Genomic DNA, 12,486 nt, shown 5'->3' with positions numbered 1-12,486 from the left:
TTTTTGGCTCAGCGCAATCAACGATTAGGCCAGCTCAAAAAATCGTAAAGCTTAACGCTAAATAAGCGGCATAGCCTGCAAGCAGTGCGGCTCCCTCCCAGCGCGACAGGCGCATACCGGTATACAAAAACAGCACCAGTATGCCAGCGGCTCCCAGCATTACCCACTGGTCAAACAGAGCCACGCGTGGCGCAAGGGGCAGCGGCTGTAAAAACGCGGAGATACCCAGGATGCCTAACAGGTTGAAAATATTGCTACCCAGAATATTCCCGACGGCAACATCCGCATGACGCCGTAACGCAGCAACCACCGACACGGCCATCTCCGGCAGTGAGGTGCCAACAGCGACGATGGTTAAGCCGATGACTGCTTCGGAAATACCCATGGCCTGGGCCAACCCAATGGCACCGTATAAAAGTAGCTGAGACCCGCCAATCAGCATGCCCAAGCCAATCACTAACGCTACGACGATCATCCAGCCTGTAGTGGGGAGTTTGGTCATCTCCTCCGCTTCTGAAGCGTGCATTTCCGCCGCGGGAATGTGCTGACGGCTTTCACTTAAGTAAGCCCAAACCAGATAGCCGACCAGGCCCGCTATAAAAATTGCTGCATCAATGCGACCCAGTGCGCCGCCGAAGGAGAGCCCAATAAACAGCAGGCTGGCCAACACCACGACCAGCCCATCCCGGCGCAGTGCTAAAGGCTGAACCACCATGGGGCAAATAACCGCGCATAGGCCCAGAATCAATAAGATATTGCCGATGTTGCTGCCCACAATGTTGCCAACCGCGATGTCAGGCTGCTGGTTAATCGCGGCATCAATTGATACGACAAGTTCAGGAGCCGAGGTGCCAAAACCAACCACCACCAACCCTGTTAACAGCGGCGAGACGCCGACTCTTCGTGCGCCAGCTACCGCGCCGCGGATAAGCGACTCCCCTCCGAGTGTCAAAAGAGCGATACCCGCCAATAAACTCAGTCCGTATAGCATGTTAAAACCTCTTCCAGAATGCTCACCAGGCCGCGAATGCAGCGGGTTTTAGCGAGCAAGCAAAGCGCGCCAGACGGTCGGATTAGTAGTGCCTGGCTCATTGGCAAGATTAAGGCTATTTTTGCAAATTTGCGCGGTTTTTAAACGACTATGGAAGGCAGAGCAAAAAATAAAAAAACATAAAGGCTTTGACCTGCTGTTGACTACGTGACAGGATGTGCGCAGTTAGTAAGTTAGCAAGCAAGCATGGTTCCAGAAACATTCGAATTCTTTCGGTAGTCTGTAATTGTATTCCTTGTTCTACTCACTATTTATCTGGGTAATACCAGGAATTCTACAATTCGCAACTAGCGAAAAGGATTATATATCATGGCAACTGGCACAGTTAAGTGGTTCAACGATTCTAAAGGTTTTGGCTTCATCGCACCGTCTGACGGCAGCGACGACGTTTTTGCTCATTTTTCTGAAATTCAGTCTGATGGCTTCAAAACTCTGCCTGAAGGCGCTAACGTCTCTTTTGACGTTACCCAAGGTCAGAAAGGCCTTCAAGCTTCAAACATTAAGCTGCTTTCTTAATCCTAGCGATTATTTAAGTTCTCGAATCGTTTAGATTCGATGATCGGGCCCCGCTTAGGCGGGGCCCGATGCGTTTGTGCTTGTTAATATTAATTTGCATTTGAACATTCCCGTTCTTGCTAGGCTAAATAACCTCATGTTTCACCGCTCAAAGTGGACGAAGCGCCAAACCAAGATAACAATGCGTTTGATTAGTGTTATGTTATAATATGTCTTTATTGGGAGATGCATTATTCTTCAGTCCGCAAACAAAGGAGAGATCGGATATGACAGCATTGCCACTAAAGAGCGCCAGCGCGCTTGTATTGAGTGCACTGATACTGACGGGTGTTCAAGGCGTTAGTGCCAGCGATCATGAGCATGATCACGACCATACTCATAGTGCCCACGACCACGACCACGACCACGACCAAGATATCTATTCAGGCTATTTTGATGATGAGCAGGTTGAGGATCGTGCGCTTTCTGATTGGGAAGGCGATTGGCAGTCCATTTATCCCTACCTGCAAGATGGCACGCTTGACGAAGTGTTTGCGCATAAAGCAGAAAATGGCGACAAGACGGCCGAAGAGTACAAAGCGTATTACGACACAGGGTATCAAACGGATGTCGAGCGTATCGTTATCGATGGCAGCAACATCACCTTCTTTGCGAACGGCGAAGAGATGTCGGGTGACTACCAGTACGATGGCTACGAGATTTTAAATTACGAGGTGGGCAACCGGGGTGTTCGTTTTATTTTCGAGCTTGAAGGCGAGGGGACTAACGATCTACCCCAATATATCCAGTTTAGCGACCACAGCATTTACCCAACTGACGCAGACCATTACCACCTCTACTGGGGCGATGATCGTGAAGCGCTGTTAGAGGAAGTGACTAACTGGCCAACCTATTACTTCTCAGAACTAAGTGGCGAAGAGATTGTTGAAGAGATGCTGGCTCACTAAACAGTAATAAGCATACTTTAATGATTGAAAAAGCGCTGGCTATCATGCCAGCGCTTTGGTTTTATTGGCACTGTTAAGATAGGGGTTAGAATAGAGGGGCAGTACTCTTTCCATATTTTTACCAAATGTAATAGGCTCAATCATTATGCGTTTGTCTTCACTTTTTACGAGTATGGGGTTGTTGGCCTTATGCAGCTTTGCCTACGCGGTCGATACGTGTGATAGCGCTACTACCCAGGCTGAACTCACTGAGTGCTCGGTGCAGGCGTACCAAGCGGCTGACGATGAGCGGCTATAAGTTATTAATTTATTTGTCTGATTTTTTATTTAATTGCAAAAACTCTTTAGTTCTCAAAAGCCTGATAAGACGATGCGTCATCTGTGATCGGCAAGCTGAGCGAACAGGGGCATAAGTAGCGCGAAGAGTTCCGCCTGGGACGAAATGCAGCACTTGGCATAGAGCTGGCGACGGAAGACCTTAACCGTCTGGAGGCTGACCTCCAGGTGTAGGCTGATGGATAGAGATGAGTGGCCTCTTAAAATAAACAAGGCCACTTCCGCTTGACGTGGACTCAGCCGAATACTGTGTTGCTGATTCAATGCTTCTCTAAGGCGTTCCTCTAGAGGCGCTGGTGCCGCTTTGCTCACGCCTTCAACGCGATAGTTTTGCCAATGCTTTTTCAGTAGAGAGCTCAGGGTCATTTCGTACTGTTGCAGAACTTCAAGTTCATGCCTATTGAAGGGTTTGCCACTAGAGCGATCCCTACCGAAACAAGCGGTTATCGTCTCACGCTCGGTGATATTGGCGAAAACCGCTATCTCGTCCAGTAGTGTGGTCTGCTGGTAGTAATTCTTATAGTAATGTGTGCGTCGAAAGTGATCGGGCGCTACGTCCCTCAATCGGCGTATACCCTGCACACCAGCTCTGAGGTGCTCGCGGTAAAACGGATCCAGCAGGTAATCTCCCCCTAGATATTGGCTATCCATCGGTAGGTAAACGACAGGGTCGGTATATTCCCGATAGAGTACCGCTGGTCGGTGTTCGCCGTGATAAGCGATGATTATTAGGTTATCGAAGGCCGCGAGTCGTTTCACCAATCTAGAGAAGTGTTGAGGCAACGCAGGCGTACCCAACGCCATGATGGTATCGGCCAGTACCTCGTCATTTTCGCTTTGAGTCACTGCTTCCACATCCGAAAATCCATACCACGCTAGGGTTATATACGATCCGATGAGCTGCCAATACCGTTCTAGATAGGTTGGCTACTAAGCAACTCAGTCTAGCCGGACAGCTGCAACGCCAGCAACTGAGGGTTATTAGCCGATCATTAACGGTAGCAAGCTGGTCTAGCCTCGGCGGCTGGCTTGATAAACCACCTTTTCGTTTTGTGACGGCTCAGCGATTGCCCGCTGTCGGTTCTAACGTTTCCTGGAGATGGATCATGACGGATAACAATATCAAACTGGAAAGAACTCTATCCCTAAAAGCCGTGGTGCTGTTTGGCCTAGCCTACATGACGCCATTGATCGTGCTGGGCACTTTCGGTGTGATTGCCAGCACTAGCAATGGCGCCGTACCCACTGCTTACCTCATCACGACTGTTGCCATGCTATTCACGGCATGCAGCTACGGCATTATGGCGCGTACTTATCCGGTAGCCGGGTCTGCCTATACTTACGCACGCAGAGCCATCGACTCGCGTGTTGGATTTATGGTGGGGTGGAGCGTGCTGCTGGATTATTTCTTCCTGCCGATGGTAATTTGGTTGATCGGCGCTGCTTATTTGAACGCGCGTTTTCCTGAAGTGCCAAGCTGGATATTCCTGCTGGGCTTCATTGGTATCACCACCTTCCTGAATATCTACGGCATCAAGCTGGCGTCCAAAGTGAACTCGTTGCTGATGGTGTTCCAGATATTGGTGATCGCTTTCTTCGTGCTGCTGTCGGTTCGTCACGTATTTGCGACCGGTGGCAGCGATGCGCTTTTTAGTCTGGGGCCGTTCTTGGGTGAAGAGGCTGGCTTTACCGCGATTGCTGCGGGCGCCGCGGTGGCCGCTTACTCTTTTCTTGGCTTTGATGCCGTTACCACACTGACCGAAGAAACCATCGACCCGAAGCGCAATATTCCTAAAGCTATCATGCTGACTGCACTGATCGGCGGCGGTATTTATGTGCTGGTGGGCTATACAACCCAACTGGTTCACCCGGGGGGGAGTTTCGTAAACGCCGACTCCGCTGCCTTCGAAATTGCCACGACCATCGGTGCGGATCTCTTCGGAGCTATCTTTCTGGCCGGGATGGTGCTCGCCCAGTTCACGTCTGGCCTGGCCGCCCAAGCGAGTGCCTCTCGGCTGCTGTTTGCCATGGGGCGGGACGCAGTACTGCCGCCTAAGCTGTTCGGTGCGCTGCACTCGCGCTTCCATACGCCGGTGTTCAATATCGTGTTAACGGGCGCTATCGGCATCATCGCTTTGTTTCTCGATGTATTATCGGCCGCCTCGTTCATCAACTTCGGTGCCTTCATCGCTTTCACGATGGTTAACCTGTCAGTGATCTTTCTGGTGAGCAAAGACGCCGACGCAAAGCGCCAGTATGGTGTGATTAGAGGGATGGTAGTGCCACTCATCGGTGCCCTGGTTAACCTTTGGCTGATGAGTAAGCTGGATATCAACGCCTTTATTCTGGGGCTAATCTGGCTGTCCATCGGTCTCGCCCAGTTGGCCTACCTGACCCGATTCTTCCGTCGCGAACCGCCGGAAGTGGCCTTTGATGAATCAGAGCCCGAGTCAGCGCCCGCCTCGGTAAACGCTACCCTTTAAACGGAGATCCACTATGTCCAGAAATTTGCCTGTCCTTGTGGTGCAGGAAGCCTCGCGGCCGCACGGCATTGACTCCGAACTGCTGGACTTCGAGGCCGAGCTGGCGGTACATCTGAGCGACTTCGGTGCCGATTTTGAACAGCCAAGGATGGTGGTTTATCCAGAGCTCTATTTATGCGGTGCCACGGGTACGCCTGACCAGCGAAGGGAGCAACTGGAAGCCGCTGCGGAGCCGATCGATGGCCCCCGTGACCAGCACTTATCACGTATCGCCCGCAACTTGGGGGTATGGCTGCTGCCCGGCACGATATGCGAACGGGGAGAGGACGGGCATCTGTACAACACCGCGCCGGTTTATTCGCCCGAAGGTGAGCGAATGGCTGCCTACCGTAAGTGCTTTCCCTGGCGGCCTTATGAGCCCTATCAGCCGGGAGATCGCTTTGAAGTGTTCGAGGTGCCGGGCATAGGCCGGGTCGGCCTAGCCATCTGCTACGACATCTGGTTCCCCGAGACGGTACGTCAGCTAGCGTGGCTGGGGGCGGAGGTGATCATCAACCAAGTGGCCACCACCACCTGCGACCGCGCTCAGGAGCAAATCCTTGTCCAGGCCAATGCTATTTTCAACCAGGTGTATATGGTGAGCGCTAATTCAGCCACGCCTGCGGGGGAAGGTCAGAGTCTGATCGTCGACCCCGAAGGCCGTATCCGCTCGAGGATGTCCGGCGCTACCCCGGGCATTCTTACTGATGTACTCAACCTGGATGAGGTCGAGCGGGTGCGTATCTTCGGCACTGCCGGCTTGAACCGCATGTGGTCTCAGTTTCGGGATGATGACCCGGTGCTGGAATTACCGATGTACGAAGGTCGCATTGATCCGCGTAAGTGGAGGGAAAAGCGGTAAGCAGCCGACCACCACTCTCTCCAATCCCGCGTTATTCCCATCCCGTGCAACGATGCCATCACCCAGGTGATGGCTGTTGCCTGCAATCAGTTAATTGCTGAGATAGCTGAGCAGCTAACCCGCCCAGCGTTAACGTTACGTCTACCCGCATCTGCATATCGCACCCGGTCTGCGTCCTCGCAGGAGTAAGGAAAAGAGTGCAAATATTGCGCTTACTGAGAGCCTTCTTATCCATAGTGGATTCTACTTACCTGACAACGTTGGCGTTGAGAGCCCATACTAAGATAACCAGCCGTATTAAGCACTCTTTGCTAAGCCGAATTCGGTAGACGGATAAGAAAAGCAGTAATACAGGTAACGACCCAAGGTGGCAGTGCCGGGAAATACAGAAGGAGCGTGAATTTTGGATATGTAGCCTAATGGAAATTAGGTGTCATGCCTATCAGTTAAGCATTTCGAAACCGGACTAAGAGGGCGAAATGGAAGCCTTTGCAATAGCGGTGTCGACGATTGATTATAAACAAAAAGTGACGGGCACCGACAAACAAATATGCCTCCTTAGAAGAAAGAGAAGTATCTCCTAGAGGAAATCGACACACTTACAAAAAAATGAACGAAGCAAAGAGCGGTGGACAGGCATTCCCAAAGAACTGTTCTGGTGATTGGCTCTCTGGTTTGATGTTTGAAGAATAATAGAGACAGGAAAACGTTACCCTGTCCCTATTACCCCCCGTTCCCCGCCTAGCCCCTAAACCTGCGCGTAGCCCCCGTCAACGAACACCTCGCTCCCTGTCATAAAGCTGCTATCGTCGGACGCCAGGAACGCGACCGCGCCTGCGGTTTCTTGGGGATCTCCCAGACGCTCAAGCGGTACGGTCCGTTTCATCTCGCTCAGGGCTTCAGATGGGAGCAGTTCCATCAGCTTGTCTGTTTTGGTCGGGCCAGGAGACATGACGTTCACGCGAATGCCGGTGCCCCTGAGATCATGGGCCCAACTGCGCGCCAGGTTTCGGACGGCCGCCTTGGAGGCGCTGTAGATGCTCATGGCGGGGGTGCCCATGCTGCCGACCGTGGAACCGGTGAGGATGATGGAGCCGCCGTTCCTCATCAGGGGCAGGGCCTTCTGGATGGTGAAGAGGGTGCCTTTGACGTTGATGTCGAAGATGTAGTCGTAGTGCTCCTCGGTGACCTGTCCCAGGCTGGCGAATTCGCCGACGCCCGCGTTGGCCACCAGTACGTCCAGGTGTCCTTTTTCTTTCTGGATCGTTTCGAAGACGCGGTCGAGATCCTCTGGTTTTGTCACATCCACCTGGACGCCCCGGGCGCTGGATCCCAGTGCCTCAGCCGCGTTGTCGAGGACGTCCTGGCGCCGTCCGGCAATGAAGACGAAGGCGCCATCGTCGATGAGGCGTTGGGCCGAGGCCAGGCCGATGCCGCTGGCTCCGCCTGTGATCAGTGCGATTTTACCGTTTAGCCGGCTCATGGTTGGGTCTCCGTGTGTATTGACTCGGTTCGCTTTTACGGTATATACCTACTTACAAATGTTCAAGTATGCACCTTTTGGTAAGTATCCGTTATGGCGAAAGAAAACTCAGAAAACCCACGTTTCATTTGCGGCCTGCATGCGACGCTGCACGTGATCTCCGGGAAGTGGAAGCCTTTGATTCTGTTCTTTTTAAACAAAGGCCCGACGCGTTATGGCGAGCTCAAGCGAAGCGTCCGGGGCGTGAGCGACAAAATGTTGATCCAGCAGTTGAAGGAGCTGGAGTCCGACGGCATCGTCCAGCGAACCGACTATGGGGAGATCCCACTGCGCGTCGACTACTCGCTGACGCCCTTCGGGAGGAGTCTGGTGCAGGCCATGGAGCCACTTTGTGGCTGGGGCGAAGAGCACGAAGAGGACATTGCCGCGGCGATGGACCGCCGGAAAGCCAGCCGGTAGGAAGCGAAGCCGGTTGGTGGACAGGCACCCAATCATGCCATCCGGCGAGTCCGCCGGGTAAACCCGCAAATTCAGTGTTCTGGTTCGTAGCGCCATGGGTTCTGTTGGTGCAAAGTATCAGGGAGTCGGCATTCGGTATCGGGGGTCAAAACAAAACAACGGGTGAACGGGCCCATAACCAGACGGTCAATCGGGCGCCATATCCCTTGCGGGCTATGTTTCCCTACGCTCCGCTTCGGTGCCGGTTACCGCTAGCATTAGGCGAATCTTACCGCGGCCGCGCTCAAGTAGCTCACCCCCGCGGCTGCTTGAAGCCGACCGTATCGTGCTGCAGTTCTCCATTATTCCACGCCGTCGCTGCTAAAAGCCTGGCAGGATGCTGTGCTGACGCGCATGTTCTACATCGCCTACGAGATGGAAGGGCGCATGTTCGAAGGCACGCCGCTAATGGTGGCCGCAACGGCTTCTTGCCGGGGTGCAATGTTGCCGCAACCTAGTGTGAGTAGGCTCGGCGTTTACAGCCGTCCTCGCCCTGGCAAGCGTTCGGCGGCGTCGATATAAGGTGCTATGGTGAGAATTTTACTGGTCGAGGACGAGCTTCAGCTGGCTGAGACGTTGCGCGCTGTGTTGGAGCGGAAGCGCTTCGTTGTCGACCATGCCGACCGCCGCGCGCGAGGCGTTGATGCTTGCTTCCTTCGACCTGGTCTTGCTAGACCGCACCCTGCCGGACGGTGACGGGCTGTCCCTCGTTCCTGCGATGCGTGCAAGCAGTCCTGGCCTTCCTATCATCGTGCTCAGCGCACGCGGGGAAGTTTCTGACCGTGTCGCGGGTCTTGATGAAGGTGCCGATGACTACCTCATTAAGCCGTTCTCACTCGACGAAATGTTAGCGCGCATTCGCGCAATACGGCGGCGCCCTGCCGATCTGGCCGGTGAGGAGATCCAGGCGGGCTCCCTAGTCTTCGATCTCTCGAACGAGGAGGTAACGGTGGCAGGAGTGCGTATGGAACTCCCACGCCGTGAACTGCGTGTGCTCGCGGCACTGATGAAGCGACGCGGCAGAACAGTGCTGCGCGAGTCGCTGGAGCAGGCAGTTTTCGGTTTCGATGACGAGGTGCAATCGAATACGCTGGACTCGCATATCCCAATGCTGCGCCGGAAGCTGAGCGAAGCCGGGGCATCTTCAATTCGTGAGCACAAACATGAGACGATCATTCGATTCGGAAATCGATATGGATATTGTTGATGGCAAGAATTGATCTTGATGTCCCGTTTTCTCAAAAGGATGAAGCAAAGTCTCTCGGCGCGCGATGGGATCCGCAGGCGAAGGTGTGGTATATCCCTGACGGGGCTGAAGTCGGCCCGCTGGCACGGTGGTTGCCGATACCCGATGACATCGAACTAGAACACGAGCCTGAGTTTTGTGTCAGATCGCCCTACTACTACGTGATGGAGTCGGTATCCGATTGTTGGAAATGCAAGGCCCTGACTCGTGTTTTCTCATTCAAACTTCCCGAGGAACATGAAGATTTTCAGTACTTTGAGGACGAAGAAGAGGAATTCGCGCTCACTAGGAATTTAGGCGAATGGCAAAGCTACGGCCTTCGAAGCACAGTGTCGAACGTTCATAATCTCTCTCCTCGTGTAGTGAAAAAAATTCGTCGATTCACTGAGTGCTTCAAGTTGGCATACAGCAAAACAGCTGGAGCCAGATACTTCATGAATCACTGCCAACATTGCGGGGCGAAGCTTGGAGACTTTTTCATGCACAGTGAGCCAGGTGGAGCCTTCTTTCCAACGTCACCAGCACAAGCCAATAAAATGACCCTCTTCAGTATCAATGAACGGTTTGATGCGAATTGCGGGTTAGGCTATGCATCGGACGATTTTATGGAATACATGCAGATAGTGGATAAGTAAAATATAAATCAGAAATGTTGACCAAAATGTTGACCACGCTATGCCTAAACAGGCCCTTTTCAGCCCACAGGCACAAAAAAAGCACCCGTAGGTGCTTGATTTGTATAGTAAGGTGGTGGAGGCGGCGGGAATTGAACCCGCGTCCGCCAGCACGCGCCTATTGGCTCTACATGCTTAGATTTCGTCATTTGATTTAACGCGACTGACTCCGACGATCAGGATTCAGCCATGCGAGCCTTCTAAAGTTTAGCGCTTGGCGAGAAGACACCACCAAACGCGATCCTATCAGCTTTAGCTCGTATCCCCTCAGCGATGAATAGGCACATCGCCTTGGGGCCAGACAAGAAGCTAACAGTGTTTAAGCTGCTAGCGCGCCTTGAGCGTAGTTTTCGTCATTTGCGACTATTTTTCGTGATGTGGGATTTACGAGATACATCACGCTCTCGGCATGCACCGCAAGGGTTGTCACCGGCGTCGAAACCATGTCGCCCCCTTATTTCAGTTGAGCATTCTAACGTGCTCACACCTGATTGACCAGTTATGCCTTGTTATGTTCCCGCATAATTCGACCTTTTTGGCGGCTCCAGTCACGATCTTTTTCTGTCGCGCGTTTGTCATGCAGCTGTTTACCGGTCACTAGCGCCAGCTCGCACTTCACTTTATTGCGTTTCCAGTAAAGCTTGAGGGGCACACAGGTGTGGCCTTTGTCCTGGGTGATCGAAAAGATTTTGGCGATCTCTTTGCGATGCAGCAGCAGTTTGCGGGTGCGCGTCGGGTCTGCAATCTCGTGGGTGCTCGCGGTATTCAGCGGCATGATATGGCTACCCAGCAGAAACGCTTCGCCGTTACGAACCAAAATATAGGTATCGGTGAGCTGAGCCTTACCGGCACGCAGGCTCTTCACTTCCCAGCCCGCGAGCGATAGCCCCGCCTCGAAGGTCTCATCGATATGGTACTCAAACCGTGCCTTCTTGTTTTGGGCAATAACGCTGCTACCGGGGCCCTTACTGTTACCTTTCTTAGTGGCCATGGAACCTCATAATTAATCTGTCAGTGGCTTCCCCTTCGTTATTTGGGGAGGCGTGATACCATTTAGGGTCTGAAAAATGTTTCCCATGATACGCTTTGGGCACTGTGAAGTCAGCGGAGAGGTCAATGCCAACCGTCAATCGTTCCGCCTTAGTGCGGCACACCCCCCAGAAAATGTTCGATCTGGTGAACGACTTCGAACGCTACCCGGAGTTTTTGCCAGGCTGCCGTCAGGCGCGTTTGCTCGAACATGATGATGTGCATCTGATCGGCGAAATGACCCTGGGTCGCGCCGGTGTCGAGCAAACCATCACCACGCGCAACGAACTTTTTGCGCCCGAGCGTATTGAACTATCGCTGGTAAAAGGGCCGTTCAAGCGGCTTAAAGGTCGCTGGCTATTTATTCCCATGGGGGAGGATGCCTGCAAGGTGAGCCTTGAGATGGAGTTCGAGTTCGCCAACCGGCTGCTTGGTATGGCGTTCGGAAAACTCTTCCAGCAAATCGCTGGCCAGCTAGTCGATGCCTTCACCAAGCGCGCAAACGAGCTGTATGGGCGCTGAAGCGCTTGCGGTTGAGGTAGCCTTTGCGTTGCCCTCCAAACAGCGCATAGTAGCTCTGCGCGTGGCTGAGGGCACTACGGCACGTCAGGCCGTTGCCCTGGCCGATTTGCCCACGCTCTTTCCTGATGTGCCCGGCGAAACCTTTGCTCAGGCTCCGCTGGGCATCTTCGGTAAAGCGCTACGCGAACCCGATACCCATCTATTACGCGACGGGGATCGGGTCGAAGTCTACCGGCCGTTGGCGATCGACCCCAAGGCCGCTCGCCTAGAGCGCGCTAAGCGCCAAGCGAGCGACCCGAAGCGTTAATCGCTTTTAAGGCTGTTGAACAGGCTGTGTGCCCTCAGGTGGCCGCGTCTGGGTGCTCTCTTCAGGGAGGGCATCCATTGGGTCAACCCCTTCCGTTGCAGGCCCCATGTTGCTCTCGCCTTCAAGCGGTAGCTCTTTGGATAGATCTCCCTCTTGCTCAATGTTCACCAGGCGACCCTGGGGGTCGAAGGTGAGCGTTACGCGACGCTGCTCTACATCGCCATACGCTTTATCTAAACGAAACACATAGTCCCACTGGCTGGCGTCAAAGGGCGCTTCCAGCAGCGGCCTGCCCATTACGTAAGTAACCTGCTCTTGGGTCATGCCTGGCTGAAGCTGGCTGACCATTTCCTGAGTGACCAGGTTGCCTTGGGGAATATCGCGCTTGTACACGCCTACGTAGCTGCAGCCGCTAATGACGGTAAGGGCAACGGAGAGCGTGATGATTTGAGTCAATTTTTGCATTTGGGCCTATTCTTCACTATCGTGGTTT

Annotated in this window: 15 protein-coding genes, 1 other RNA gene and 1 pseudogene; 11 read left to right on the top strand and 6 right to left on the bottom strand. The window is 53.3% G+C overall.

Translation table 11 applies throughout. The features are described from left to right. Positions 1-34 precede the first annotated feature (34 nt). Entirely contained in the window at positions 35-991 is a 957-nt protein-coding gene (locus tag HZU72_RS02350; RefSeq protein WP_180090244.1) for a calcium/sodium antiporter, read from the bottom strand. A gap of 369 nt (positions 992-1,360) precedes the next feature. Between HZU72_RS02350 and HZU72_RS02345 the strand changes: the two genes are divergently transcribed. From HZU72_RS02345 to HZU72_RS02335, 3 genes are all read left to right on the top strand, one after another. Continuing rightward, positions 1,361-1,567, top strand: coding sequence for a cold-shock protein (locus HZU72_RS02345; RefSeq protein WP_007111857.1), 207 nt, complete (start codon positions 1,361-1,363; stop codon positions 1,565-1,567). A gap of 266 nt (positions 1,568-1,833) precedes the next feature. Further along, positions 1,834-2,514, top strand: coding sequence for a metal-binding protein ZinT (locus HZU72_RS02340; RefSeq protein WP_180090242.1), 681 nt, complete (start codon positions 1,834-1,836; stop codon positions 2,512-2,514). A gap of 145 nt (positions 2,515-2,659) precedes the next feature. Then, entirely contained in the window at positions 2,660-2,812 is a 153-nt protein-coding gene (locus tag HZU72_RS02335) for a lysozyme inhibitor LprI family protein (RefSeq protein WP_180090240.1), read from the top strand. Positions 2,813-2,889: 77 nt separating this feature from the next. Here the strand turns inward: HZU72_RS02335 and HZU72_RS02330 are convergent, their stop codons facing one another. Beyond that, positions 2,890-3,705 carry a helix-turn-helix transcriptional regulator gene (locus tag HZU72_RS02330; RefSeq protein ID WP_180090239.1) on the bottom strand — a complete coding sequence of 272 codons (816 nt, stop codon included), beginning with the start codon at positions 3,703-3,705 and terminating at the stop codon, positions 2,890-2,892. Positions 3,706-3,956: 251 nt separating this feature from the next. On the opposite strand from HZU72_RS02330, the gene HZU72_RS02325 reads away from it, so the two are divergent. Then, positions 3,957-5,333, top strand: coding sequence for an APC family permease (locus HZU72_RS02325; RefSeq protein ID WP_180090237.1), 1,377 nt, complete (start codon positions 3,957-3,959; stop codon positions 5,331-5,333). A gap of 13 nt (positions 5,334-5,346) precedes the next feature. Continuing rightward, complete coding sequence (locus HZU72_RS02320; protein WP_180090235.1) at positions 5,347-6,234, top strand: carbon-nitrogen hydrolase family protein; 888 nt, start codon at positions 5,347-5,349, stop codon at positions 6,232-6,234. Between the two features lie 748 nt (positions 6,235-6,982). On the opposite strand, the gene HZU72_RS02315 is transcribed toward HZU72_RS02320, so the two are convergent. Beyond that, positions 6,983-7,717 carry an SDR family NAD(P)-dependent oxidoreductase gene (locus HZU72_RS02315; protein WP_180090233.1) on the bottom strand — a complete coding sequence of 245 codons (735 nt, stop codon included), beginning with the start codon at positions 7,715-7,717 and terminating at the stop codon, positions 6,983-6,985. 93 nt (positions 7,718-7,810) lie between these two features. Here HZU72_RS02315 and HZU72_RS02310 point away from each other — a divergent pair, with 93 nt between their 5' ends. The 4 genes and pseudogenes from HZU72_RS02310 to HZU72_RS02295 all read left to right on the top strand — a co-directional run bounded on the left by HZU72_RS02310 (position 7,811) and on the right by HZU72_RS02295 (position 10,096). Beyond that, complete coding sequence (locus HZU72_RS02310) at positions 7,811-8,176, top strand: winged helix-turn-helix transcriptional regulator (protein WP_180090231.1); 366 nt, start codon at positions 7,811-7,813, stop codon at positions 8,174-8,176. A gap of 351 nt (positions 8,177-8,527) precedes the next feature. Then, positions 8,528-8,737: pseudogene (locus HZU72_RS23625) on the top strand (hypothetical protein); the annotation flags it as partial. 94 nt (positions 8,738-8,831) lie between these two features. Further along, the gene (locus tag HZU72_RS02300) at positions 8,832-9,422 is read left to right on the top strand and encodes a response regulator (RefSeq protein ID WP_268896235.1); all 591 of its coding nucleotides are present in this window, start codon (positions 8,832-8,834) and stop codon (positions 9,420-9,422) included. Beyond that, positions 9,422-10,096, top strand: a complete 675-nt coding sequence (locus HZU72_RS02295; protein ID WP_180090230.1) for a DUF5710 domain-containing protein — start codon at positions 9,422-9,424, stop codon at positions 10,094-10,096. The genes HZU72_RS02300 and HZU72_RS02295 overlap by 1 nt, the downstream gene beginning before the upstream one ends. 113 nt (positions 10,097-10,209) lie before the next feature. Here the strand turns inward: HZU72_RS02295 and ssrA are convergent. Together ssrA and smpB are read right to left on the bottom strand one after the other, a co-directional pair. Next, positions 10,210-10,589: a transfer-messenger RNA gene (gene ssrA, locus HZU72_RS02290) on the bottom strand. Positions 10,590-10,634: 45 nt separating this feature from the next. Continuing rightward, entirely contained in the window at positions 10,635-11,126 is a 492-nt protein-coding gene (gene smpB, locus HZU72_RS02285; RefSeq protein WP_008958772.1) for an SsrA-binding protein SmpB, read from the bottom strand. Between the two features lie 125 nt (positions 11,127-11,251). On the opposite strand from smpB, the gene HZU72_RS02280 reads away from it, so the two are divergent. After that, positions 11,252-11,686: a type II toxin-antitoxin system RatA family toxin gene (locus HZU72_RS02280; RefSeq protein ID WP_088702172.1), complete on the top strand. Its 435-nt coding sequence runs from the start codon at positions 11,252-11,254 to the stop codon at positions 11,684-11,686. Then, positions 11,676-11,993, top strand: coding sequence for an RnfH family protein (locus HZU72_RS02275; RefSeq protein WP_180090228.1), 318 nt, complete (start codon positions 11,676-11,678; stop codon positions 11,991-11,993). The genes HZU72_RS02280 and HZU72_RS02275 overlap by 11 nt, the downstream gene beginning before the upstream one ends. Before the next feature lie 6 nt (positions 11,994-11,999). On the opposite strand, the gene bamE is transcribed toward HZU72_RS02275, so the two are convergent. Beyond that, positions 12,000-12,458: an outer membrane protein assembly factor BamE gene (gene bamE, locus HZU72_RS02270; protein WP_180090226.1), complete on the bottom strand. Its 459-nt coding sequence runs from the start codon at positions 12,456-12,458 to the stop codon at positions 12,000-12,002. Between the last annotated feature and the right edge of the window lie 28 nt (positions 12,459-12,486).

The sequence above is a fragment of the Vreelandella sedimenti genome (assembly GCF_013416325.1).
Taxonomy (GTDB): Bacteria; Pseudomonadota; Gammaproteobacteria; order Pseudomonadales; family Halomonadaceae; genus Vreelandella; species Vreelandella sedimenti.
The sequence above is the reverse complement of the archived record's forward strand: the minus strand, read 5'-3'. Positions and strand labels throughout refer to the sequence as shown.